The organism is Nonomuraea fuscirosea (assembly GCF_003001935.1).
GTDB lineage: Bacteria > Actinomycetota > Actinomycetes > Streptosporangiales > Streptosporangiaceae > Nonomuraea > Nonomuraea fuscirosea.
Genome location: NZ_PVNG01000019.1, coordinates 117849 through 141077, shown reverse-complemented (window position 1 = coordinate 141077; position 23229 = coordinate 117849). Strand labels below are relative to the sequence as shown.

The following is a 23229-nucleotide window of genomic DNA, read 5'->3' as shown; positions in this document are numbered from 1 at the left end:
CCCCAAATTAGGTCATTCAGTTGCCATGGTCGCAGGCGGATTGTCATCAATCTCGAAGAATTGCGGGTAGTCGGTGTGCCCGGCCAGGCGGAGCGTCCTGGCGAGCCAGCGGCGCTGCGCCGTCCGCGTGACACCGACGGCGTTGTTGTAGAAGCGGCGCGAGTAGACCACCTTGGCCACCGCCGCGTCGAGCTCTTCCAGCAGGTCGGGGCCACCGGGCGCCTCGGAGAGCTTCTCCCTGAACCGCTCCTGGTCCACCGCGGCGCGCAGGGCCCGCGACAGGTCGCTCTCGGCGTGCTCGCGCTCGTCGGGACCGGCCGTCCGCGCCTCGTGCGCCGCCGCGGCCAGGACCAGGGAGGTGGCCGGGTCGAGCAGCCGGGAGCCGGCCAGCTCCAGCACCACCGCGCGACGGCGCATCAGCGCGGCGTCCAGGGACTCCTGGGCCAGCTCCAGCCGGATGTGCAGGCGGTCGAGCCGGCCCGCCCGCCAGGAGATGTAGACGGCCGTGAGCACGACGACGATGCCCACGATCAGCACGATCATCGTGGATGTCACAGGTCTTCCTCCACCCGCCCGGCACCGCTCACGGCGAACGTCACAGGTCTTCCTCCACCCGGCCCGCGCCGCTCATGGTGACGGTCTCGTAGACGCGTACGACGTCGCGCGCCACCGTGGACCAGTCGTACTTCCTGACCGCCACCAGCGCCTCGGCCGCCAGCTTGGCCCGGCGCTCGGGCGCGCCGAGCAGGGCGGCGGCCTCGCGGGCCAGCGAGGCGGGATCGCCGTTGGTGAACAGCGCGCCCGCCTGCCCCTCCCCCAGCACCCGGCGGAAGGCGGGGATGTCGCTGGCCAGCACCGTCGCCCCCGACGCCATGGCCTCGGCCAGCACGATGCCGAAGCTCTCGCCGCGCGTGTTGGGCGCGCAGAACACGTCCACGGAGTGGTAGGCGCGGATCTTGTCCGCCTCGCTCACCATGCCCAGCACCGTCACCCGGTCGTGGAAGGGCTTGCGCACCCGGTCGTAGACGTCCTTGGCGTCGCCGGGCCCGGCGATCAGCAGCTTCACCTCCGGCCGCTCCGCCGCCAGCACGTTGAACGCGTCGAGCAGGATCGGCAGGCCCTTGCGCTCCTCGTCCATGCGGCCGAGGAAGCCCAGCGTGGTCCCGTCGGGGCCCCAGCCGTCGAGCGGCTCGGCCTCGGTGTAGCGGGAGACGGTGACGCCGTTGGGGATGAGCACCGTGTCGCCGCCGAACTGCTCGACCAGGCTCTTGCGGGCCGCGTCGGAGACCGCGATGCGCCCGCTGAGCTTCTCCAGGGCGCTGCGCAGCAGCGGCTCGGCCACCGCGATGGCCCGCGAGCGGGTGAACGAGGCGTGGAACGTGGCCACGATCGGCCCCTTGGCCGCCCAGCAGGCCAGCACGCCCAGGCTCGGGATCAGCGGCTCGTGGATGTGCAGCACGTCGAACTCGCCCGTACGGACCCACCGCCGCACCCGCGCGGCCGACAGGAAGCCGAACGACATCCTGGCCACCGACCCGTTGTACGGGACCGGGATCGCCCGGCCCGCCCCCGTCACGTACGGGGGAAGGTCGTCGTCGTCGGCCGCCGGCGCGATCACCGACACCTCGTGGCCCTGCGCGATGAGCGCCTGGGCCAGGTCGTCGATGTGCTGTTTCACCCCGCCCGGCATGTCCCACGAATAGGGGCAGACGATGCCGACCCTCATCGCGGCTCCCGGCCGGGAGGCAGGTCGTCGAGCCAGAGGCGCTGCAGCATGTGCCAGTCCTCGGGGTGCTCGGAGATGCCCTTCTCGAACACGTCCGCCAGGTGCTGGGCCACCGCCGCGACCTTCTCCTGCCTGGTGCCCTCCTGGGGGACGGGCACCTCCTCGTGGATGTGGATGCCCCAGTCGGCGCCCACGAAGTAGACGCTGGCGGGCAGGAGCGCCGCGCCCGTCTGCACGGCCAGCAGCGGCGGGCCCGCGGGCACCTTGGTGGCCGCGCCGAAGAAGCGCACCTCCACGCCGCTCTTGGTCAGGTCGCGCTCGGCCGGCAGGCAGACCACGCCGCCCTTGCGCACCCGCGTGGCCAGGGTGCCGAAGTTGTGCCCGTCGCCGCCGGTGAGCGGCAGCACCTCCATGCCCAGGCCCTCGCGGAAGGCCACGTACCGCTTGAACAGCGACTCGGGCTTGAGCCGCTCGGCCACGGTGGTGAACGGATGACCCACGCCCACCAGCCACGCCCCCGCCTGGTCCCAGTTGCCCATGTGCGGCAGCGCTAAGACCACGCCGCGCCCGGCCGCCACGTTGTCGTGGACGTGCTCGGCCCCGATGACGTGGGTGCGGCGCACGACCTCCTCCCGCGGCATCGACGGCAGCCGGAAGATCTCGTGGAAGTAGCGGAAGTAGGAGCGCATGCCCGCCCGGCCCAGCTCGCGCAGCTCCCTGCTGCCGGGATCGAGGCCGGTCACCCGGCTCAGGTTGGACTCCAGCCTGCGTACGGACTTGCCCTGCCGGGCCCAGACGCGGTCGGCCAGGAAGCGGAAGACGGCGGCGGTCGGGCGCTCGGGCAGCAGCGGCACGAGCTTCCATCCGGCCGCGAACCCGGCGGCCACCACCCGGTCGCCGAAGGACACCCGTTCGCTCATCTCTCCCCCATCTCGTCCCGGGCCGTCTCTTGATTCTCCTCGCCGGCGGGCCGCCCGGGCGTGTCGCGCGTCTGCCGGTGCACCGCCATCACGCGCTGCCCCACGGTGATCACGCTGGCCACCGCGAGCAGCCACATGCCCGCGGGCAGGACGTACGGCACCCCGAGCCCGGCGAGGAAGGCCGCCACCAGCACGACCACCAGCCGCTCGGGCCGCTCGGCCAGCCCGACGTCGGCCGTCAGCCCGAGCCCCTCGGCCCTGGCCTTGGCGTAGGAGACGATGGCCCCCGCGATCAGGCACAGCAGCCCCACCGCGGCCATCAGGACGTCGTCGGCCGCGATGAAGTAGAGGATCAGGCCGGCGAAGATGGCCGCGTCGGCGACCCGGTCGAAGGTGGAGTCGAGGAAGGCTCCCCACGTGCTGCCCCCCTTGCCGCCGAGCCGGGCCACCACGCCGTCGAGCAGGTCGAACAGCACGAAGACGGTGATGACGAGTGCCCCCGCGGTGAGCAGTCCGAGGGGGAAGAAGAGCAGGGCCGACACGACGGTGCCGAGGGTGCCGACCGCCGTGACGGCGTTGGGGCCGATCCCGCGGCCGACGAGGGCCCTGCCCAGCGGGGTGAGTATCCGGGTCATGACCGGGCGCAGGAGTTTGAGCATCGCGGTCCGATCGTAGGCCATGACGCGCCGAAGGACTTTCTTTGCCTCGCCCCCCTTGTGATATCCGCCACACGGGTATTTGGTGAACACACCGCGTCCATGCGGTTTCGTTCACCCTCCGCGCGGGCGCGGCGTTGGCTAACGGTCCGACGACGCGGGAGGCGATGGTGGCGGAAAGACACTCAGGCGGGGCCGTGGGAGCCGCGGGCAGGGCACCCGCGGCCGACCGGGCGGACGCGATACGCAATGTCGTGCTGGTCGGCCACTCGGGAGCGGGCAAGACGACCCTCGTCGAGCAGCTGCTGGCCGCGACGGGCACCGTTCAGCGCCCGGGACGCGTGGAGGACGGCAACACGGTCAGCGACTTCGACGAGGTCGAGGTCCGGCAGCAGCGCTCGGTCAACCTGTGCGTGGCGCCGCTCGTGCACAACGGCATCAAGATCAACCTCCTGGACACGCCGGGGTACGCGGACTTCGTCGGCGACCTGCGGGCCGGGCTGCGCGCGGCCGACGCCGCGCTGTTCGTGGTCTCGGCCTCCGAAGGGGTCGACGGGCTCACCCAGATGTTGTGGGACGAGTGCGCCCAGGTCGGCATGCCGCGCGCGGTCGTGATCACCAAGATCGACCACCAGCGGGCCGACTTCGACGAGGTGCTGACCACCTGCCAGGACGTCTTCGGCGACGGCGTCGCGCCGCTCTATCTCCCGGTGATCACCAACGGTCACGTCAACGGGCTGATCGGGCTGCTGACGCAGAAGTTCTACAACTACGCGACCGGCGACCGCACGGTGAAGGACCCGGGCGCGGAGTACGAGGCCCAGATCGAGGAGTACCGCGGGTCGCTGATCGAGGGCATCATCCAGGAGAGCGAGGACGAATCGCTCATGGAGCGATACCTCGAAGGTGAGCCCATCGACACCAAGGTCCTCATCGAGGACCTGGAGAAGGCCGTCGCGCGCGGCAGCTTCTACCCGGTGCTCTGCAGCGGCCTCGGCGTGGGCGCGCAGGAACTGCTCGAACTCATGACACAGGGCTTCCCCTCCCCCCTCGAACATCCCATGCCGGAGATCACCGATCTGTCCGGCAAACCGGTCAAGGGCATCACGTGCGACCCCGACGGCCCGCTCGTGGCGGAGGTCGTCAAGACCACCAGCGACCCGTACGTGGGCCGCATCAGCCTCGTCCGCGTCTTCTCCGGCACCCTGCGCCCCGACATGACCGTGCACGTGTCCGGCCACGGCCTGGCCGAGCGCGGCCACGAGGACCACGACGTGGACGAGCGCATCGGCACCCTGACCTGCCCGCTGGGCAAGCAGCAGCGCGGCGCGGCCAAGGGCATGGCCGGCGACATCGTGGCCGTGGCCAAGCTGTCGCGGGCCGAGACCGGCGACACGCTCTCCGAGGTGGAGCGCCCGCTGCTCATGACGTCCTGGGCCATGCCCGACCCGCTCCTGCCCGTGGCGATCAGGGCCAAGTCCAAGGCCGACGAGGACAAGCTGTCGCAGGCCCTCGGGCGGCTGGTGGCCGAGGACCCGACGCTGCGGCTGGAGAACAACGCCGAGACGCGCCAGCTCGTCCTGTGGTGCATGGGCGAGGCGCACACCGACGTGCTGCTCGACCGCCTGGCCAAGCGCCACGGCGTCGAGGTCGAGCGGATCGACCTGCGGGTGCCGCTGCGTGAGACGTTCGGCGGCAAGTGCCAGGCGATGGGCCGCAACGTCAAGCAGACCGGCGGCCACGGCCAGTACGCCATCTGCCACCTCGAGGTCGAGCCGCTGCCGTCCGGCGGGGGCTTCGAGTTCGTGGACAAGATCGTCGGTGGCGTGGTGCCGCGGCAGTTCATCCCGTCGGTGGAGAAGGGCGTGCGGGCCCAGATGGAGCGCGGCGTCGTCGCCGGCTATCCGATGGTGGACGTGCGCGTCACCCTGTACGACGGCAAGGCCCACTCCGTCGACTCCTCCGACATGGCCTTCCAGATCGCGGGCCAGCTCGCGCTGAAGGAGGCCGCGTCCAAGGTCTCGACGCTGCTGCTGGAGCCCGTGGACGAGCTGTCGGTGCTGGTGGCCGACGACTACGTCGGGTCGGTGATGTCCGATCTGTCCTCGCGGCGCGGGCGCGTGCTCGGCACCGAGCCGGTCGGCACCGGCCGTACCCTCGTCAAGGCCGAGGTGCCCGAGCTGGAGATAACGCGGTACGCGATCGACCTGAGATCCATGTCACACGGCACCGGGACGTTCCACCGGACGTTCCTGCGGTACGAGCCGCTGCCGCCGAACCTCGCGAGCAAGGTGGCCACCGAGGATTGAGGCCCGTGGAGGAGCCGGGAGGGCTTCGTCCCTCCCGGCACACCAATTACCAAATGTCGCAAAAGCATCACGAGTTGATTTCGGTTTTCCGTACCGAGCACGCCTGAGCAGCTGTCACACTGGGTGGCACTATGCCAACTGGACGCCCACTCCTAGCCGCTGCTGCTCTCGCGGTGGTGACCACCACCGCCGCCTACTACTTCGGCCCCGGTGCCGGGGCGAGTCCCGCAGCGACCGAGAAGACGACGGCCACCGCCGCATCCGCCGCGGCCTGCACGGCCGATGCCGACCATCCCAAGCGCGAGCTGCGCGGGGTGTGGATCGCCACCACCCAGAACATCGACTGGCCCTCCAAGGCCGGGCTCAGCGCGGACCGGCAGAAGGCCGAATACGTCAAGATCCTCGACAGCGCCGCCAGACGCAACCTCAACGCGGTGTTCGTCCAGGTGCGACCGGCCTCCGACGCGCTCTACAAGTCCTCGCTGGAGCCCTGGTCGCAATACCTGACCGGCACGGCGGGCAAGGACCCGGGCTGGGATCCGCTGCCGTTCCTCATCGACGAGGCGCACAAGCGCGGCATGGAGTTCCACGCCTGGTTCAACCCCTACCGCGCCTCCTACGGCGCTAGCACCGCCGAGCTGCCCGCCGGCCATCCGGCGCGCAAGCACCCCGACTGGACGGTCAAGTACGGCGGCCGCCTCTACTACAACCCGGGCCTGCCGGCCGTGCGCGAGCACGTGACCAAGGTCATCACCGACGTGGTCGACCGCTACGACGTCGACGGCGTGCACTTCGACGACTACTTCTACCCCTACCCCGTGGCGGGGGCGAAGTTCGACGACACGGCCGCGTTCCGCAAGTACGGCAAGGGCGCCAAGCTGGCCGAATGGCGGCGCGGCAACGTCAACACGCTGGTGGCCGAGGTCGACAAGGCGGTGCACCGGGCCAAGGGGCACGTCAAGTTCGGCATCAGCCCGTTCGGCATCTGGCGTAACAAGTCCAACGACCCGACCGGCTCCAGCACGTCCGGGATGTCCGCGTACGACTCGATCTACGCCGACGCCCGCGAATGGATCAAGTCGGGCACCGTCGACTACGTGCTGCCGCAGCTCTACTGGCCGCGCGGGCACAAGCTGGCCGACTACACGACGCTGGCGCGCTGGTGGTCCGGCGAGGTCAAGGGCACCGACGTGCAGCTCTACATCGGCCACGGCCTCTACCGGGTCGGCTCGAAGGACGACAAGGCGTGGACCAAGCCGGGCGAGCTGTCCGGCCAGGTGGGCGTCAACCGCTCCAGCAAGCAGGTCGACGGCTCCGTCTACTTCAGCGCCAAGCAGCTGCTGACCAACCCGCTCAAGGCGATGGACCGGGTCGCCAAGGCCCACTACGGCCGTCCGGCGCTGCTGCCGCTGAACAAGAGCCTCGGCGGCCAGGCTCCCCCGGCTCCCGCCGGCGCCAAGGCGTCAGGCGCGCGGCTGTCCTGGACGCCGTCCGCCGGGGCCCGCGCCTACGCGGTCTACCAGGTGCCCAAGTCCGGCAAGGACTGCCACACCACCGACGCGCGCAACCTGGTGGCCGTGGTGAGCGATCCGTCGTACGCGGTCAAGTCGGCCGGGACGTATCTCGTGACGTCGCTCGACCGGCTGCAGCACGAGAGCAAGGCGGTCAAGGTGAAGGTCGACGCGGTCTGACCGTTCGCGTCCAGGTGCCAGAAAGGGCCGGTCAGTGACGGACCGGCCCTTCGCGCATATCGGCGTCGGCTCCGGGCGTCAGCCCCAGGCGTCGGCGAGGAGCTGACGGGTGTCGCGCAGCAGCTGCGGCAGGACCTTGGTCTGGGCGACGACCGGCATGAAGTTGGTGTCGCCGCCCCACCTGGGCACCACGTGCTGGTGCAGGTGGGCGGCGATGCCCGCGCCGGCGACGTGGCCCAGGTTCATGCCGACGTTGAAGCCCTGCGCGCCGCTGGCCCTGCGCAGCGCGCGCACCGACTCCTGGGTGAAGGCGCCCAGCTCGGCCACCTCCGCCGCGTCCAGCTCGTCGTAGCCGGACACGTGCCGGTAGGGCACCACCATCAGGTGGCCCGAGTTGTACGGATAGAGGTTGAGCACGGCGTAGACCGACTCGCCCCGCTTCACGATCAGGCCGTCCTCGTCGCTCATCTTGGGGATCGCGTCGAACGGGCACCCGTCGCCGGGCTCGGTGCCGGTCGGCTTGTTCTCGCCCTTGATGTAGGCCATGCGATGCGGGGTCCACAGACGCTGGAAGTTGTCGGGGGACCCTGCCCCTGCCTGATCGTGCATAACTAGCAGCATAGGACCCCGGACAAACGAGGGGTCCTTCCGGCACAATCCTGAGCACCCCCAACAGGAGGCCGCGATGACCGAAGCCTTAGCAGAACAGTCCATTCAGCCCGCCGAGTCCTCGGACACCCCCGCCCAGCCTTCCGACGCGTCCCCGGCCGAGTCCTCCGGCCCGCCGGCCCCGTCCTCCATCGAGGCGTCCATGACCGGCGCCACCGTGAAGGGCCGGATCAAGGTGGCCGACGAGGTCGTCGAGAAGGTCGCCTCACTGGCCGCGCTCGAAGTGCCCGGCGTCGCCGACATGGGCGGCGACCTCGCGCGTGCCTTCGAGTCCGTACGCGACCGCATCGGCATCGGCTCGCGCCGCGGCACCCAGGGCGTCAGCGCGCAGATCCAGGACCGCCAGGTGGGGGTGAGCCTGACGATCGTGGTGGAGTACGGCCACGTCGTCATGGACGTCGCCGCCGAGGTCAAGACGAACGTGGCCAAGAGCGTCAGCCGCATGCTCGGGATGCGGGTGATGGAGGTCAACGTGACCGTCGACGACGTCCGCCTCCCCGGCGAGGCCCGGCCCGCCCCGCGCGACCCCGCCGAGGACGACGTCCCGTCCTGACCCGCTGGTGTGCCGGGGGCGTCAGGGCATCCGGGTCATGGTCGACTCGTAGCCGCCACCCCCGGGGTACACCCACGCGCCGGCCACGCTCGTGCCGTCGGCGTCGAACGTGCCCCGGAAGTAGGCCTCCGAGCCCTTCTCGTGCCCCCAGATCGTCAGGGTGTCGCCCTCGATCTCGTACACGTAGGCCAGGGTGGCGCCCTGGCTGTCGAAGTACCAGGAGTGCACGTCCTCGCTCGGCCGCTCCGCCCCGAACGGCCGCTTCCTGCCGATGAACTCCGTGCCCCGCACCCGCATGCCGCCCTGCTCCAGGTCCACGTCCTGGATGAGGAAACACCCGCCCTCCATCCACCGGTAGGTCACGGTGCCCTCGGCCTCGCCGGTGACCTTCCAGGTGCCGACGAGCCGGTCGAGGGCCTGCAACTTGGTGTCCACGTGCTCGCTCATGACCGATTCCTTCGCTGTCGTAGCTGATGTACGGCTGTATGACGGCGCGGCGCCGGAAAAGGAATCGGTCCGGGGCGGGTTTTCCGCGTCAGAGTTCGGCGGGCAGGCCGAAGACGGCGTTCAGCTCGGGGCCGAACGTGGTGATCTCGGCGATCAGGCCGTCCTCGACGCGCAGCACGTCGAGGTTGACGGCGGTGTAGGCGGACTCGCCGGGGCGGCGGACGTAGTTGGCCACGGCGGGGCGCCGGTTGGCCGTCGTCGCCAGCGCCTTCCACTCGCCCCACGCCTCGGGCCCGGCCATGACCGGCCGCCACATCTCCAGGATGGCCGTCCGCCCGGCGTACAGCAGGGACGCCGGCGGCATCGTCTGCCGCGCGTCCTCCCGCAGCAGCGCGGCGAGCGCGGACAGGTCGCCCGCCACGGAGGCGTCCATGTAGCGGCGCAGCACCGCGCGCTCCTCCTCGGTGGGTGCCGTGACGGGACGCCACTGGGAGCGGCGCGCGGGCAGGTGCAGGCGCAGCGTGGCGCGGGCCCGCTGCAACGCGCTCTTGACGGCCGGGACGCTCAGCTCCAGCGCCGCGGCGGTCTCCTCGGCCGGCCAGCCGGCCACGTCGCGCAGGATCAGCACCGCGCGCTGGCGCGGCGGGAGGTGCTGGATGGCCGCCAGGTAGGCCAGCTCGATCGTCTCCCGCTCGACCGCCACCGCGTCGGGCCGCCCCTGCCCGGCGCCGGCCAGGTCGAGCAGCCGGTCGGGGTACGGCTGCAACCACGGCACCTCGGTGAACGGCGACCGCGGCTCGCCGCCCACGCCGGCCGTCACCTCGCGGCTGCGCGCGGGGCCGGCCAGCAGGTCGAGGCAGGCGTTGGTGGCGATGCGGTAGAGCCAGGCCCGCGGCGTCGAGCGTCCCTCGAACGTCTCGCGCCGCCGCCACGCCCGCAGCAGCGTCTCCTGCACCATGTCCTCGGCATCGGTGAACGAGCCCAGTATCCGGTAACAGTGCACCTGCAACTCGTGCCGGTACGCCTCGACCGCCTCGCCGAACCCGTCCCCGGCGAAACCGCCGCCCTCCCCGCCGCTTTCCCCGCCGCTTTCCCGGCCGCTGGGGCGGGTGTCGTCCGCGGGGTCGCCGACTGGGCGCATGAGCCGCACCATTCCTCTCGAATCGTCCCGGCGGGGCCTGTCAGGATGATAGCCATGACCCTTCAGCTTGAGCCCATGCCGGACGACTGGCAGCGCGCGCTGGCCATCGTCGCCCATCCCGACGACCTGGAGTACGGGTGCGCGTCCGCCGTCGCCACCTGGACGGACGCGGGACGTGAGGTCGTCTACCTGATGGCCACCCGGGGCGAGGCGGGCATCGACACGCTCGATCCCGCCACGGCGGGGCCGGTGCGCGAGCGTGAGGAACTGGCCAGCGCGGCCCTGGTCGGGGTCACCAGCGTGGAGTTCCTCGACCACGCCGACGGAGTGATCGAGTACGGGACCGCGCTGCGCCGCGACCTGGCCGCGGCGATCCGGCGGCACCGCCCCGAGCTGCTGATCACGCTGAACTTCGACGACACCTGGGGCGGCACCCACTGGAACACGCCCGACCATCGCGCGGTGGGGCGAGCGGTGATGGACGCCGCCGGAGACGCCGGAAATCGATGGATATTTCCGGACACTGTGGCCGCGCCCTGGGACGGCGTCCGCTGGGTCGCCGTCGCCGGCGTGAACAACCCGACCCACGCGGTGGACGTCACCGACGGCCTTGAGCGCGGCGTGCGCTCCCTCATGGAGCACCGCGCCTACATCCAGGCCCTCACCGACAAGGACCCGGAGCGGTACGCGCACGACCAGATCGAGGGCTTCGCCCGCCAGGAGGCGGAACGCTTCGGCGGCCGCCCGGCGGTGACCTTCCGCCTGTATCCTCGCTGACCCGGCCGCCCGCCTTGTGCGCCGGCACGCCCGTGCCGCCTGGTTTCGCCCCGGCTCCGGGCGCGCCACCTCTGGACGCGCCGGCAGCAGGGGTCCGGCGGAACGGCGCGAGCCGTTCCGCCGGTTCCCTGCTCAGACCTGGATGCGGCGTTCGACGGCGTTGACGATCTCGGCGATGGCCTCCTCGACCGGCACGCCGTTCTTCTGCTCCCCGTTGCGGTAGCGGAAGGAGACCGCGCCGTTGGCGATGTCGTCGTCGCCGGCCAGCAGCATGAAGGGCACCTTGGCCTTCTGCGCGTTGCGGATCTTCTTCTGCATGCGGTCGTCGGCCGCGTCGACCTCGATCCGGACGCCGCTCGCGCGCAGCTTCTTGGCCACGTCCTGCAGGTAGGGCACATGGGCTTCGGCGATCGGGATGCCCACCACCTGCACCGGGGAGAGCCAGGGCGGGAAGGCGCCCGCGTAGTGCTCGGTGAGCACGCCGAGGAAGCGCTCGACGGAGCCGAACAGCGCCCGGTGGATCATCACGGGCGTCTGCCGCGAGCCGTCGGCCGCCTGGTATTCGAGCCCGAAGCGCCGGGGCTGGTTGAGGTCGAGCTGGATGGTGGACAGCTGCCAGGTGCGGCCGATGGCGTCCTTGGCCTGCACCGAGATCTTCGGCCCGTAGAAGGCCGCGCCGCCCGGGTCGTCGACGAGCTGCAGCCCCGACTCGGTGGCCACCTGGCGCAGCGCCTCGGTGGCCTCCTCCCACTCGGCCGGGTCGCCGATGAACTTCTCGGAGTCGTCGCGGGTGGACAGCTCCAGGTAGAAGTCCTCCAGGCCGAAGTCGCGCAGCACGCTGAGCACGAACCGCAGCAGCGACTTGATCTCGTCGGCCATCTGCTCGCGGGTGGTGTAGATGTGCGCGTCGTCCTGTGTCATGCCGCGCACCCGGGTCAGCCCGTGGACCACGCCCGACTTCTCGTAGCGGTAGACCGAGCCGAACTCGCACAGCCGCAGCGGCAGCTCGCGGTAGGAGCGCCCGCGCGCCCGGTAGATCAGGTTGTGCATCGGGCAGTTCATCGGCTTGACGCGGTAGTCGATGCCCTCCAGCTCGAAGGCCGGGAACATGTCGTCGGCATACCAGGGCAGGTGGCCGGAGGTCTCGAACAGCGAGGACTTGGTGATGTGCGGGGTGTTGACGAACTCGTAGCCCGCCTCGGCCTGCCGCCTGCGCATGTAGTCTTCCATCTCCTTGCGGATGATCCCGCCCTTGGGATGGAAGATCGGCAGGCCACTGCCCAGCTCCGGCGGGAAGCTGAACAGGTCGAGCTCGGCGCCGAGCTTGCGGTGGTCGCGCTTCTCGGCCTCCTCCAGCAGCTTGAGGTATTCGTCCTGCTTGTCGCGGGACTCCCACGCGGTGCCGTAGATGCGCTGGAGCTGCGGGTTCTTCTCGCTGCCGCGCCAGTAGGCGCCGCCGGAACGCATGATCTTGAACGCGGGGATGGACCGGGTGGAGGGCACGTGCGGCCCCCGGCACAGGTCCTTCCAGCGCAGCTCGCCGCTCTTGGGGTCGAGGTTGTCGTAGATGGTGAGCTCGCCGGCCCCCACCTCGACCGACTCCTCGTCGGCCGCGCCGCCCTTGAGCCCGATCAGCTCCAGCTTGTACGGCTCCGCCGCCAGCTCCGCGCGTGCCTCGTCGTCGCCGACGGGCCGGCGGGAGAACAGCTGCCCCTGCTTGACGATCTCGCGCATGCGCTTCTCGATGCGCTTGAGGTCGTCGGGGTTGAACGCCTGCTCGACGTCGAAGTCGTAGTAGAACCCGTTGTCGACCGGCGGCCCGATGCCCAGCTTGGCCTCGGGGAACAGCTCCTGCACCGCCTGCGCCATGACGTGGGCGGCGGAGTGGCGTACGATCGCGCGCCCTTCCTCGCTGGAGACCTCGATCGGCTCGACCACGTCGCCGTCGGCCAGCACGTGGGCCAGGTCGCGCGCCTGGCCACCGACCCTGGCGGCGACGACGGTGCGGCCGTCCGCCTCGAGCGCCTCTCCGGCCGTCGTGCCGGCCGCGACCACACGCTCGGCTCCGGCGAGGGTGATGCGTAGCTCGGCTGACACGGTGACTCCTCGTGGATCGCGCTCGATGCCCGGCACCGAGGCTGGTTCGATGGTGAACCCCGATGCTATCGCGGGTCGAACCCCAGCCTGGTCAGCTCCTGCCGCGTCCCGTGGAAGACGTTGCGGTCGACGGGACTGCTGGCGTACTGGTGGATGGTCCAGTCGCGCCAGGGCCGCGGCACCGGCGGACGGCCGCGCGGGCTGTGCGGGCTGGCCAGCCAGAGCGGGTATTCGGCCAGGCCGGCGCAGTTGCCGCCGTGCGCGAACGCCTGGAAGGTGTAGATGAACGGCCGCACCCCGGTGTGCCGCTCGACGTGGTGGCACCAGCGGCGGGCGTGCCGGGCCACCCGCTCGGGGCGCAGGCCGTCGTCGTCCTCCAGATCGAGCGCGATCAGGTCGCCGCGGCGCAGCCCGCCCGCCGACCTGATCACGTTCAGGAAGTGGCGTGCCTGCTCGATGGGATCGCCCTTCGGCCGGGCGAAGTGGTACGCGCCGCAGACGATCCAGCTCTCGCGCATGCCGTTCCAGTTGCGCGCGAACCACTTGTCGGTGTAGTCGCCCCCCTCGGTGGCCTTGGCGAAGGCGAAGGCGACGCCGGCCTCCGCGTGGCCGGCCCAGTCGACGGTGCCCTGCCAGTTCGACACATCGATGCCCTGTAGCACGCGTTTCACCTTGTCGGAGTTTATTGCGGTGTCTCCGGTTCAGCCCTTCGCCGCGCCGACCAGCAGGCTGCGCGTGCGGTCGCGGTTGGCGAAGACCGAGCCGACGAAGTCGGTCACGCCCGCCCTCCTCAGCTCGTCGAGCTTGGCCAGCACGGTGTCCTCGTCACCGACGACGGCGACGTCGCCGGGGCCGTCCGCGCCCTCCCTGTCGAGCATGGCACGGTAGGAGGGCAGCCGCCCGTACACCGAGAAGATCTCGTTGGCGCGGGCGACGGTGCCGGCGGGGTCGTCGGTGACGCTGATGGGCAGCGCGCAGACGATCCTGGGCGCGGGGCGGCCCGCCTCGGCGGCGGCGGCCGTGATGGTCGGGGCGATGTGGCCGGCGATGGTCTTGGGGCCGGTCATCCAGAGCACGGTGCCGTCGGCGACGGTGCCGGCCAGCTTGAGCATGCGCGGGCCCAGCGCGGCGACCAGCACGGGGAGGCCGGCGCCGGGGGTGGTGAGCTTGATGCCGGCCTTGAGCGTCTCGCCGGCGTAGGCCACCTTCTCGCCGCGCGAGGCCGGGATGAGGATGTCGAGGTACTCCTTCATGTGCCGGCCGGGGCGCTCGAAGCTGTAGCCGAACATGTCCTCGATGACCACCTTGTGCGACAGCCCGATGCCCAGCGCGAACCGGCCGCCGAGCGCGGCGTTGGCGGTCATGGCCTGCTGGGCCAGCGCGGCCGGGTGGCGCGGGTAGGTGGGCACCACGGCGGTGCCGAGCTCGATCGGCGGCGCCTGCACGCCGGCCGCGGTCAGGGCGGTGATGGCGTCGAGGCCGAAGATGTGGGAGAGCCAGGCCGAGCTGAAGCCCTCGTCGGCCGCCTGGGTGATCTGGTCGCGCAGGCCGCCGATGGCGTCGGCCCCCTGGGGCTCGGACAGGAAGTATCCGTAACGCATGAAACAGAACTCCGTTCTGGTGACTGAGGCGAATGTATCCCCCCGCGCCGCCCCGCGCTCACCCGCCCGGCCGGTCCTCATTTGTAAAGTGGCCTTCATGACGCACGAACGCGCGGGACAGCCCGCCGGGCCTTCCGACCTGGTCGACGTCGCCAGGCTGGTGACGTCCTACTACGCCCTGCACCCCGACCCGGACGAGGTCGGCCAGCGGGTCGCGTTCGGCACCTCGGGGCATCGCGGATCGTCGCTGAAGACGGCGTTCAACGAGGACCACATCCTGGCCACCAGCCAGGCCATCTGCGAATACCGGCGTGCGCAGGGCACCGACGGGCCGCTGTTCCTGGGCATCGACACGCACGCGCTGTCGGAGCCCGCCAGGGTCTCGGCGCTGGAGGTGCTGGCCGCCAACGACGTCGAGGTGCTCGTCGACACCCGTGACGGCTACACGCCCACGCCCGCCGTCTCCCACGCCATCCTGCGCCACAACCAGGGCCGCACGACCGGACTCGCGGACGGCGTCGTGGTCACGCCGTCGCACAACCCGCCCGCCGACGGCGGGTTCAAGTACAACCCGCCGCACGGCGGCCCGGCCGGCACCGAGGCCACCACGTGGATCCAGGACCGCGCCAACCAGCTGCTGCGTGACGGGCTCAAGGGCGTGCGCCGGGTGCCGTACCCGGCGGCGCTGAAGCGGGCTGGGCGCTACGACTTCCTCGGCGTCTACGCCGACGACCTGCCGTCGGTGGTCGACCTCGACGCGATCAGGGCCGCCGGAGTGCGGATCGGGGCCGACCCGCTGGGCGGGGCGAGCGTGGCCTACTGGGGCGAGATCGCCGAGCGGCACCGGCTGGAGCTGACCGTGGTCAATCCGCTGGTCGATCCAACGTGGCGGTTCATGACGCTCGACTGGGACGGCAAGATCCGGATGGACTGCTCGTCGCCGTACGCGATGGCCTCGCTGATCGCCGGACGCGACACGTACGACATCGCCACCGGCAACGACGCCGACGCCGACCGGCACGGGATCGTCACGCCCGACGGCGGGCTGATGAACCCCAATCACTACCTCGCCGTCGCCGTCGACTACCTCTACGGCCACCGCGCGGGCTGGCCCGCCGGGGCCGGGGTGGGCAAGACGATGGTCAGCAGCACGATCATCGACAAGGTGGCCGAATCCTTGGGCCGGCCGCTGTACGAGGTGCCCGTGGGGTTCAAGTGGTTCGTGCCGGGGCTGCTGGACGGGTCGCTGGGGTTCGGCGGCGAGGAGAGCGCGGGGGCGTCGTTCCTGCGGCGTGACGGGTCGGTCTGGTCCACCGACAAGGACGGCCTCATCCTGGCCCTGCTCGCCTCGGAGATCCTGGCCGTGACCGGCGAGTCGCCGAGCGCGCGCTACCGCGGGCTGGTCGAGCGGTTCGGCGAGCCCGCCTACGCGCGGGTCGACGCGCCCGCCACCCGCGAGGAGAAGGCCGTGCTGGGCAAGCTGTCGGCCGAGCAGGTGACGGCCTCCTCGCTGGCCGGCGAGCCGATCACGGCGGTCCAGACGGCGGCGCCGGGCAACAGGGCCGCGCTGGGCGGGGTGAAGGTCTCGACCGCGAGCGCCTGGTTCGCGGCCAGGCCGTCGGGGACCGAGGACGTGTACAAGATCTACGCCGAGTCCTTCAAGGGGCCCGAGCACCTGGCCAAGGTGCAGGAGGAGGCCCGCTCCCTGGTGTCGGCGGCCCTGGCCTGAGCGACGGCGGCCGGCCGGTCAGTAGCCGAGGTGGCGGCCGCCGTCGCCGATCAGCGTCTCGCCCGTGACCAGGTCCGACTCCAGCAGCGAGGTGACCATCTGGGCCACGTGCTCGGGCTGGGCCGTGCGCCGCAGCGGCGCCTTCAGCTCCTCCTTCGCCGCCATCTCGGAGAACACCTGCTCCCCCACCCGCCCGATGTGCCAGCGGGTGGCCACGATTCCGGGCGCGACCGCGTTCACCCTGACCTCGGGCGCGAGCGCCACCGCCAGGTCGCGGGTGAGCTGGAGCAGGGCGGCCTTGCTGACCCCGTACGCGATCGAGGAGCCCGTGGCCTGCAGCCCCGCGATGGAGGCCACGTTGACGATCGCACCGCGCGCCGCGCGCAGGTCGGGCGCGAACGCGCGGGCGCAGTAGAACGCGCCCATGAGGTTGACGCCCATGAGCTGCCGCCACACCTCGTCGGTGAGCCCCTCCAGGTCGGGGAACGGCACCCATCTGGTCGTGCCCGCGTTGCACACCAGCGCGTCCACCCGGCCGTGGGCGGCCCGCACCCGCTCGGCCATCCTGCGTACGGCGGCGTCGTCGGACACGTCGGCGGCCATCGCCTCGGCCTTGCAGCCCAGCTCCTCGATCCGGGCGACCGTGGCCCTGGCCTCGTCGGCCGAGCGCGAGTAGTTCACGATCACGGCCGCCGCCCCCTTCCTGGCCAGGCTCTCCGCGACGGCGGCGCCGATGCCGGTGCCGCCGCCGGTGATCACGGCCACCGCGCCGTCGAGGTTCATGAGCTCACTCCTTCGCCGGGTCCCGCAGCGCGTCCATGGCCGCGATGTCGATGTCCTTGTTCTCGCGGGCGGCGTAGAAGGCCACGAACGAGATCACCGCCGTGCCGATCAGGAACGCCGCGACCAGCCACGGCGCCCCGCCCAGCCGGGCCGCCAGCGCCGCGCCGATCAGCGGGGAGAAGCCGGCCAGCGCCGCCCCGAGCTCACGTGAGGCGGCGAACCCGGTGTAGCGCACGCGGGCCCCGAACAGCTCGGCGTAGAACACCGGCTGCACCGCCACCTGCGGCGCGAAGCCGAAGGCCCCCATGACCATCATGGCCAGCCACACCACCCACGGGAGGCCGGTGTCGACCAGCAGGAAGTAAGGAAAGACGTACAGAGCCACGAACACCACGCTGAACAGGTTGAGCGGCCGCCGCCCGATCCGGTCCGACAGCTCGCCGTAGAACGGCTGGAGCGCGATGACGGTCAGCCCGAACAGGATCACCCCCAGCAGCGCCGTCTGACTGGTCAGGCCGAGCTGCCCGGTGGCGTAGGCGACGCTGAAGGTGGCCAGCGTGTAGACCACGGCCGTGTCGCATATGTGCGCGCCGACGCCGACGAGGAAGTTGCGCGGGTGGCGGGCCAGCGCGTCCCTGATCGGCAGCTTGACGACTCCGCGCGTGCGCGCCATCTCGCGGAACACCGGCGACTCGGCGACGCGCAGCCGCACGTACAGCGCCACCCCGATGAGCGCGAAGCTCACCAGGAACGGCACCCGCCAGCCCCAGGCGAGCACGTCCTGCTCCGGCAGGAGCTGGATCAGCAGGAACGCCGACGTGCCGAGCACGAGCCCGATCTGCACGCCGGTCTGGGCGAAGGAGGCGTAGTAGCCGCGCCGGCCCGGCGGGGCGTGCTCGGCCAGCAGCGTGGCCGCGCCGCCGAACTCGGCTCCCGCGCCGAGGCCCTGGCAGACGCGCAGCACCGTGAGCAGGATCGGCGCCCACACGCCGATCGAGGGTAGGTCGGCAGCAGGCCGATCAGGCCGGTCGACACCCCCATGATGACGGTGGTGATGATCAGGGTGGAGCGGCGGCCGATCCGGTCGCCCAGGTGACCGAAGAGGATGCCGCCGAACGGCCGGACCACGAACCCCACGCCGAACGTGGCGAAGGCGACGATGGTGCCGGTGGCCGGGTCGGCCTGAGTGAAGAACAGGCGGTTGAAGACGAGGGCGGCGGCGGTGCCGTAGATGAAGAAGTCGTACCACTCCAGGGCGGTACCGACGAGGGCGCCCAGGACGACGCGCCGTAACTCGGGGGTGGCGGGCGGGGTGGCGGGCATCTGACCTCCAGAGGGCGTGTCCGGCCGCCGTCAGCGGCCTGTCGCCGGCCGTGCGTTGTGCTCCGTGTCGTGCGCGCTGATCTTCTCCGTGGGTACGCCGAGCCGCGCGGCGAGGCCGCACAGCTCCTCCCAGACCGGTAAGGGCACCGGGATCCCGTCCCTCAGCCGCTCCGCGCGTGCCGCGGCCTCGGGCTCACCCGGCACCAGCACGCCGGGGCCGGACGCGCGCAAGGCCTCACAGAAGGACTCGACCTCGGCGACGTAGTGGTCGAGCGGGACGAACGCGGCGATGTCCACCGCGGTGATCACCGTGCCGAACGTGCCGTCGTACGCGGGCGAGCAGGCGGTGCCCGTGCCGGTGAGCAGGCCGCCGACCAGCTCGATGAGGACGCTCAGCCCGTACCCCTTGTGGCCGCCGAACGGCAGCAGCGCGCCGCCCCGGTAGAAGTCGGCCGGATCGGTGGACGGGCGGCCCTCGGGATCGACCAGCACCCCTTCGGGAGCGGGCGAGCCGGCGGCGCGGAGCAGGCCCAGCTTGCCCTCGGCCATGGCGGCGGTGGCCCAGTCCATCACCACGGCCGCGCCGCCCGCCCTGGGCACGGCCCAGGCCATGGGGTTGGTGCCGAGCATCCTGCTGCGCCCGCCGTACGGGGCCACGGTCGGGTCGGCGTTGCCGACGACCTGCGCGATCAGCCCCTGGCCCGCGAGCGTCTGCGCGTACTCGCCGAGCCTGCCGACGTGGTTGCACTCGCGGACGGCGACGACGCCGACGCCGTGCGCGCCGGCCAGGGCGGCCGCCTCGGCCGCGGCCAGGCGCGCGGCGGCCTGGCCGAAACCGCGCCGCCCCGACACGACGGCGCTCGCGCCGCGGCGTGAGACGACCTCGGGCCGGGCTCCTGGCACGATGGCGCCCTCGGCGATCCGGTCGAGGTAGGGCTTGATCCGCCGCACGCCGTGCGAGCCGTGCCCGGCCAGGTCGGCCTCCACCAGGGAGTCGGCGACGGTGACCGCCGTGTCATCGGGCACGCCGGCGGCGGTCAGCAGGTCGTGGGCGAGGTCTCGGAGGCGGCCGGCGGCGAGGACGTGCACGGAAGCGTTCACGGAGTCGTTCACGGGGGCGTTCACGGTCATCTGTCTCGCTCATCTGTCTCGCATCGAGCAGGACTACGTTCCGTGGGCGCTGATATGCCCGTTTCCCGGTCCGTCAAACGGCTGTCCGGAAAGGGCTTACCCTTCGAGTTCGCGGGCCGTGGCGGTGCTCATCCCGGTACGCCCGAGGTCGGCCCTGCGGCCTGCGGCGACCCCGTCGCGGTAGCCGGTGCCGCTGGTCCTCGGCACGCTCCTGCGGATGTCGGGATAGTGCGCGGCGACCGCCCGCTCGACCTCGGCCCTGCGGTCGGCCAGGACGAGCGCGGTCCCCGTGCCCGCCGACTCGTCCTCGGCGCGTGACTCGGCCGCGCACAGCAGCCGGTACACCTCGTCGGTGAAGCCGAGCAGCCACGACCTGCGGTAGGCCCGCACGGCGCGGACGTCGCTCGGCGGCTCCACCCGGGCCAGGCCCGAGGCCATCTGCAGCAGCAGGGAGGTGGCCAGCAGGTCGGCCCGGTCCAGGTCGGCCGCGAAGCCGAACACGTGCACCCGCTGCCCGCCCTCGCCGCGCCCGATCAGCAGCGGCCGGCACCGCACGGCCTGGGCGACCAGGCTGACGAGGCGGGCCTTCTCCCTGGCCCAGGGGGCGGGCAGGGTGACGACGCGGTCGCCGGGGGTCTGGCGGGTGCCCGCGGGGGGCAGCGCGTCGATGCCGTGCTTGGCCATGAGCGCCGACGCCGCGGCCATGAACGTGGCCCGCTCGTGCTCGTTGTCGGTGCGTTCGGCCTTGGCCAGCAGTTTCCTGACCCGTTCGAGCGTGCGCTCGCGCAACCGTGACCCCCCGCCGACTCGCTCAGGACTTGCCGGACAGCACCCGCCCCTGGTCGTCGATGGCCGGGAACGCGCCGGTGTCGACGATGCCGTGCTGCTGGTACAGCGCCTCGATGAGGGCGTGGGCGTGCGGCTCCAGCTTCCACAGAGCACGATACTCGCGTGCTGTGACCAGCGAGATGCCGATCTCCTGGGCGATGTCCACCGTGCGCGGCACGATGCCCTTGGCGATCTGCCGGTCCCAGTACTCGCGGGCGGAGCGCATGCGCGCGGCCCGCTCGGCCGTGCTGAGGACCTGCGGGGTGGTGTCGAACACCTCGATGTCCTCGTCCTCGTCGGAGACGAGCTCGGCCAGCGCGGGCGGCAGCGCCGGGCGGGCGGGGACGGGGTGGTGGTCGGCCGTGGGCTCCCAGGGCACGCGCGGGTCGGCGTCGATGAGCGCGGAGGTGTTGTAAAGGGCGGCGATCTGGGCCAGCAGCGCCTCCTGGCGCGAGGCGTCCACGGCCAGGCCGGTGTGCTCGACGGCCTGGTCCATCGCCTTGTCGAGCTTGGCCAGCGCGGCGCGCATCTTGCGCTCGGGTGCGCCGCCCTCGCGCAGCGCCTTGGCCTTCTTGGCGGCCAGCGCGACCCTGGTCAGCCGGCGGTGGGCGTCGACCTCGCTGGCGGTACGGTCGCTGACCTCGGCCAGGCCCATCCTGACCATCAGCCGCTCGGGCGTCAGCCGCCAGTTGATCCGGCCGGTGCCGCGGATGCGGTGGCGTTCGATGGCCATGCCGCGCTCCCACAGCCAGGCGGCCACCAGCGGGGCGGCCAGGCGGAACACCGCCTCGGGCAGGCTGCGCGCGTCCATGCTGGACAGCACGGCGGTCAGGCAGGTCAGGGCCCACACGGCGATGCCGTCGATGCCGGCCGAGAAGTTCTCGCGCATGTTGCGGCGCGCGCGTACGGCGGAGGTGATGATCGCGACCTCGATGAACGCGAACAGCAGTAACCGCAGCGGCCCGTCGAGGCCCAGCACGTCCCCGGAGAAGCGCCACATGCCCTGCGCGGACACACCCGTGGCGATGGAGGCGGCGACGACGGTCAGCACGTCCTCGATGGGGCGGGGGGCGATGTACCTGGTGAACAACCAGGACAGGGCGCGCCAGGCGATCCTGAGCACCAGGAAGGCCAGGACCAGCCCGGCGAGGCTCAGCAGCGCGATGACGGCGGTGGCGAGCGGCTTCTCGGTTACGAAGGCTGTTATTTCCTCAAATGTCGGCATCAGTCACTATCCGTGATGGCTCAAACTCCGGCTCTATGCGACGAGATCATCGCAGAATGTCGCCATCTTGTACGCCAAACGGCATCGGCTGCACCACTTTGCCCAGGTTTCACTGCAGTTCAGGGTTCTTGACGGAGCGTGTCATCACTCGCGCCCCCGCACGGGGATCCGGGGTGGCCGGGATCCGGGGGGCGGGCGCACAATGGGAAGGGGAGGAGGGTCGTGAACGGCCCCGTCCGCCAGAGCCGCCCGTGCGGGCCCGTGACCGCGGCGAACTCCTCCCGGGGTCCGGCCGAGGCCGGGGAGCACAAGGGGCCTGGGTGAGATGGAAATCGTCCTTTCGGAGGGCACCGTACGGCCTTCCAGATGGGACCATCTATGCAGGGATTTATCCCAACATGGTGTGATGTATCCCAGCAGGACGGATATCGATGTCAGCAACAGAAGAGTTCCCGCTCGTCCAGTTCATGCGTGAGGGGTTCGACCCCGTGGGCGAGCTCGCGCGTATCCGGGCGGAGCAGCCGGTCTTCCCGATGGAGATCCCGGGCGGCCAGACCGTCTACCTCGTCACCCGCTGGGAGGACGTACGCGGGGTGCTCGGCGACCATGAGCGCTTCAGCAACGACTTCGCCGGCGTCATCGGGCTCGGCTCGAACCAGGAGGACCCGGGCGGGCTCGGCTTCCGCGACCCGCCCGAGCACACGCGGCTGCGCAAGTACCTGACGCCCGAGTTCACCATGCACCGGCTGCGCAGGCTGGAGCCGCGGATCGAGGCCATGGTCGAGGAGTACCTCGACCGCATCGAGGCCAAGGGCGCCGCCGAGGGGATGCCGGTGGACCTGGTCGAGGAGTTCGCGCTGCCGATCCCCTCGCTCGTGGTGTGCGAGCTGCTCGGCGTCCCGTACGACGAGCGGGCCGGGTTCGTGAAGATCAGCAAGGACCGCTTCGACTTCACCGCCGGGCCCGAGGCGTCGCTGCAGGCGATCAACGACGCGATGACGTACCTGACGGACCTGGTGGCCAGGGAGCGGCTGGATCCGGGCGACGGGCTGCTCGGGCAGCTGCTGCGCGAGCACGGCGACGAGCTCGACGACCGCACGCTGGCCAGCATGGCCGACGGGCTGCTGACCGGCGGCCACGACACCAGCACCAGCATGCTCGCGCTCGGCACCCTGTGGCTGCTGCGCAACCCCGAGCAGGCGGCCAAGGTGCGCGAGGTGGACGGCTACGTCGTGGACGTGGTCGAGGAGCTGCTGCGGTACATGACGGTCGTGCAGGTCGCCTTCCCGCGCTTCGCCCGCGACGACCTGGAGCTGCACGGGGTGCCGATCAAGAAGGGCGAGATGGTGCTGTGCTCGCTGACCGGCGCCAACCGCGACCCCTTCCTCGGCGACGACATGAACGAGGTCAGGCCAGGCCGTGAGACGGCCGGCTCGCATTTGGCGTTCGGCCACGGCATCCACCGCTGCATCGGCGCGCCGCTGGCGCAGATGGAGATGCGCATCGCCTTCCCGGCGCTGCTGCGCCGCTTCCCCGGGCTGCGCGTCGCCGGTGAGGTGCCGTTCAGGGAACTCGCCATCGTCTACGGCGTCAAAGAGCTACCCGTCTCCTGGTAGAGCGGTT

At 71.4% G+C, this 23229-nt stretch carries 21 protein-coding genes and 1 pseudogene; 6 read left to right on the top strand and 16 right to left on the bottom strand.

Features of this window, described 5'->3' with window-relative positions:
• Positions 1 to 12: 12 nt before the first annotated feature.
• Genes B0I32_RS37650 through pgsA form a run of 4 tightly spaced genes read right to left on the bottom strand, consistent with a single transcriptional unit; the run spans position 13 to position 3326 of the window.
• The gene (locus B0I32_RS37650) at positions 13 to 555 is read right to left on the bottom strand and encodes a hypothetical protein (RefSeq protein WP_106247888.1); all 543 of its coding nucleotides are present in this window, start codon (positions 553 to 555) and stop codon (positions 13 to 15) included.
• Positions 556 to 595: 40 nt separating this feature from the next.
• Complete coding sequence (locus tag B0I32_RS37645) at positions 596 to 1726, bottom strand: glycosyltransferase family 4 protein (RefSeq protein ID WP_106247887.1); 1131 nt, start codon at positions 1724 to 1726, stop codon at positions 596 to 598.
• Entirely contained in the window at positions 1723 to 2646 is a 924-nt protein-coding gene (locus B0I32_RS37640; RefSeq protein ID WP_106247885.1) for a phosphatidylinositol mannoside acyltransferase, read from the bottom strand. Before B0I32_RS37640 ends, B0I32_RS37645 begins: the two co-directional genes overlap by 4 nt.
• Entirely contained in the window at positions 2643 to 3326 is a 684-nt protein-coding gene (gene pgsA, locus B0I32_RS37635; protein WP_245956262.1) for a phosphatidylinositol phosphate synthase, read from the bottom strand. The genes B0I32_RS37640 and pgsA overlap by 4 nt, the downstream gene beginning before the upstream one ends.
• Before the next feature lie 143 nt (positions 3327 to 3469).
• Between pgsA and B0I32_RS37630 the strand changes: the two genes are divergently transcribed.
• Positions 3470 to 5611, top strand: coding sequence for an elongation factor G-like protein EF-G2 (locus B0I32_RS37630; RefSeq protein ID WP_106247883.1), 2142 nt, complete (start codon positions 3470 to 3472; stop codon positions 5609 to 5611).
• A 176-nt stretch (positions 5612 to 5787) separates the two neighbouring features.
• The gene (locus tag B0I32_RS37625; protein WP_245956261.1) at positions 5788 to 7302 is read left to right on the top strand and encodes a glycoside hydrolase family 10-like protein; all 1515 of its coding nucleotides are present in this window, start codon (positions 5788 to 5790) and stop codon (positions 7300 to 7302) included.
• 78 nt (positions 7303 to 7380) lie between these two features.
• On the opposite strand, the gene B0I32_RS37620 is transcribed toward B0I32_RS37625, so the two are convergent.
• A complete protein-coding gene (locus B0I32_RS37620; RefSeq protein WP_245956260.1) occupies positions 7381 to 7911 on the bottom strand; it encodes an HIT family protein in 531 nt (176 codons plus the stop codon).
• Between the two features lie 76 nt (positions 7912 to 7987).
• Here B0I32_RS37620 and B0I32_RS37615 point away from each other — a divergent pair, with 76 nt between their 5' ends.
• Positions 7988 to 8524 (top strand): Asp23/Gls24 family envelope stress response protein, encoded by a 537-nt coding sequence (locus B0I32_RS37615; RefSeq protein ID WP_146178470.1) that lies wholly within the window; start codon positions 7988 to 7990, stop codon positions 8522 to 8524.
• 21 nt (positions 8525 to 8545) lie between these two features.
• On the opposite strand, the gene B0I32_RS37610 is transcribed toward B0I32_RS37615, so the two are convergent.
• Positions 8546 to 8971, bottom strand: a complete 426-nt coding sequence (locus B0I32_RS37610; RefSeq protein WP_106247877.1) for a hypothetical protein — start codon at positions 8969 to 8971, stop codon at positions 8546 to 8548.
• A gap of 88 nt (positions 8972 to 9059) precedes the next feature.
• On the bottom strand, positions 9060 to 10112 hold the full coding sequence (locus B0I32_RS37605) for an RNA polymerase subunit sigma-70 (RefSeq protein WP_106248028.1): 1053 nt from the start codon (positions 10110 to 10112) through the stop codon (positions 9060 to 9062).
• Between the two features lie 54 nt (positions 10113 to 10166).
• Between B0I32_RS37605 and B0I32_RS37600 the strand changes: the two genes are divergently transcribed.
• Positions 10167 to 10889 carry a PIG-L deacetylase family protein gene (locus tag B0I32_RS37600; protein ID WP_219912211.1) on the top strand — a complete coding sequence of 241 codons (723 nt, stop codon included), beginning with the start codon at positions 10167 to 10169 and terminating at the stop codon, positions 10887 to 10889.
• 132 nt (positions 10890 to 11021) lie between these two features.
• On the opposite strand, the gene thrS is transcribed toward B0I32_RS37600, so the two are convergent.
• The 3 genes from thrS to B0I32_RS37585 form a co-directional block, all read right to left on the bottom strand.
• The gene (gene thrS / locus B0I32_RS37595) at positions 11022 to 12986 is read right to left on the bottom strand and encodes a threonine--tRNA ligase (protein WP_425438129.1); all 1965 of its coding nucleotides are present in this window, start codon (positions 12984 to 12986) and stop codon (positions 11022 to 11024) included.
• Positions 12987 to 13051: 65 nt separating this feature from the next.
• Entirely contained in the window at positions 13052 to 13657 is a 606-nt protein-coding gene (locus B0I32_RS37590) for a glycoside hydrolase family 25 protein (RefSeq protein WP_181308241.1), read from the bottom strand.
• Between the two features lie 30 nt (positions 13658 to 13687).
• A complete protein-coding gene (locus tag B0I32_RS37585; RefSeq protein ID WP_106247872.1) occupies positions 13688 to 14587 on the bottom strand; it encodes a TIGR03564 family F420-dependent LLM class oxidoreductase in 900 nt (299 codons plus the stop codon).
• A 97-nt stretch (positions 14588 to 14684) separates the two neighbouring features.
• On the opposite strand from B0I32_RS37585, the gene pgm reads away from it, so the two are divergent.
• Positions 14685 to 16316 carry a phosphoglucomutase (alpha-D-glucose-1,6-bisphosphate-dependent) gene (gene pgm / locus B0I32_RS37580; protein WP_106248025.1) on the top strand — a complete coding sequence of 544 codons (1632 nt, stop codon included), beginning with the start codon at positions 14685 to 14687 and terminating at the stop codon, positions 16314 to 16316.
• 18 nt (positions 16317 to 16334) lie between these two features.
• On the opposite strand, the gene B0I32_RS37575 is transcribed toward pgm, so the two are convergent.
• From B0I32_RS37575 to B0I32_RS37555, 6 genes and pseudogenes are all read right to left on the bottom strand, one after another.
• Positions 16335 to 17099, bottom strand: coding sequence for an SDR family NAD(P)-dependent oxidoreductase (locus B0I32_RS37575; protein WP_106247870.1), 765 nt, complete (start codon positions 17097 to 17099; stop codon positions 16335 to 16337).
• A gap of 4 nt (positions 17100 to 17103) precedes the next feature.
• Complete coding sequence (locus tag B0I32_RS37570) at positions 17104 to 18087, bottom strand: MFS transporter (protein ID WP_181308239.1); 984 nt, start codon at positions 18085 to 18087, stop codon at positions 17104 to 17106.
• 77 nt (positions 18088 to 18164) lie between these two features.
• Positions 18165 to 18422 (bottom strand): annotated as a pseudogene (locus B0I32_RS61825) (MFS transporter); the annotation flags it as partial.
• 30 nt (positions 18423 to 18452) lie between these two features.
• Positions 18453 to 19553, bottom strand: a complete 1101-nt coding sequence (locus tag B0I32_RS37565; RefSeq protein ID WP_106247866.1) for an Ldh family oxidoreductase — start codon at positions 19551 to 19553, stop codon at positions 18453 to 18455.
• 96 nt (positions 19554 to 19649) lie between these two features.
• Complete coding sequence (locus B0I32_RS37560) at positions 19650 to 20342, bottom strand: DUF2786 domain-containing protein (protein WP_106247864.1); 693 nt, start codon at positions 20340 to 20342, stop codon at positions 19650 to 19652.
• A 22-nt stretch (positions 20343 to 20364) separates the two neighbouring features.
• Complete coding sequence (locus tag B0I32_RS37555; protein ID WP_106247862.1) at positions 20365 to 21606, bottom strand: hypothetical protein; 1242 nt, start codon at positions 21604 to 21606, stop codon at positions 20365 to 20367.
• Positions 21607 to 22037: 431 nt separating this feature from the next.
• Here B0I32_RS37555 and B0I32_RS37550 point away from each other — a divergent pair, with 431 nt between their 5' ends.
• Positions 22038 to 23222, top strand: a complete 1185-nt coding sequence (locus B0I32_RS37550; RefSeq protein ID WP_106247861.1) for a cytochrome P450 — start codon at positions 22038 to 22040, stop codon at positions 23220 to 23222.
• Positions 23223 to 23229 lie beyond the last annotated feature (7 nt).

Excerpts from the sequence above, each read along its gene's own strand:
- B0I32_RS37575 (WP_106247870.1), bottom strand. The coding sequence starts at position 17,099 with ATGAACCTCGACGGCGCGGTGGCCGTGATCACCGGCGGCGGCACCGGC.
- B0I32_RS37585 (WP_106247872.1), bottom strand. The coding sequence starts at position 14,587 with ATGCGTTACGGATACTTCCTGTCCGAGCCCCAGGGGGCCGACGCCATC.
- B0I32_RS37615 (WP_146178470.1), top strand. The coding sequence starts at position 7,988 with ATGACCGAAGCCTTAGCAGAACAGTCCATTCAGCCCGCCGAGTCCTCG.
- B0I32_RS37610 (WP_106247877.1), bottom strand. The coding sequence starts at position 8,971 with ATGAGCGAGCACGTGGACACCAAGTTGCAGGCCCTCGACCGGCTCGTC.
- B0I32_RS37565 (WP_106247866.1), bottom strand. The coding sequence starts at position 19,553 with ATGACCGTGAACGCCCCCGTGAACGACTCCGTGAACGCTTCCGTGCAC.
- B0I32_RS37640 (WP_106247885.1), bottom strand. The coding sequence starts at position 2,646 with ATGAGCGAACGGGTGTCCTTCGGCGACCGGGTGGTGGCCGCCGGGTTC.
- B0I32_RS37605 (WP_106248028.1), bottom strand. The coding sequence starts at position 10,112 with ATGCGCCCAGTCGGCGACCCCGCGGACGACACCCGCCCCAGCGGCCGG.
- B0I32_RS37550 (WP_106247861.1), top strand. The coding sequence starts at position 22,038 with ATGTCAGCAACAGAAGAGTTCCCGCTCGTCCAGTTCATGCGTGAGGGG.
- B0I32_RS37600 (WP_219912211.1), top strand. The coding sequence starts at position 10,167 with ATGACCCTTCAGCTTGAGCCCATGCCGGACGACTGGCAGCGCGCGCTG.
- B0I32_RS37630 (WP_106247883.1), top strand. The coding sequence starts at position 3,470 with ATGGTGGCGGAAAGACACTCAGGCGGGGCCGTGGGAGCCGCGGGCAGG.
- B0I32_RS37555 (WP_106247862.1), bottom strand. The coding sequence starts at position 21,606 with ATGCCGACATTTGAGGAAATAACAGCCTTCGTAACCGAGAAGCCGCTC.
- pgm (WP_106248025.1), top strand. The coding sequence starts at position 14,685 with ATGACGCACGAACGCGCGGGACAGCCCGCCGGGCCTTCCGACCTGGTC.
- B0I32_RS37645 (WP_106247887.1), bottom strand. The coding sequence starts at position 1,726 with ATGAGGGTCGGCATCGTCTGCCCCTATTCGTGGGACATGCCGGGCGGG.
- B0I32_RS37620 (WP_245956260.1), bottom strand. The coding sequence starts at position 7,911 with ATGCACGATCAGGCAGGGGCAGGGTCCCCCGACAACTTCCAGCGTCTG.
- pgsA (WP_245956262.1), bottom strand. The coding sequence starts at position 3,326 with ATGGCCTACGATCGGACCGCGATGCTCAAACTCCTGCGCCCGGTCATG.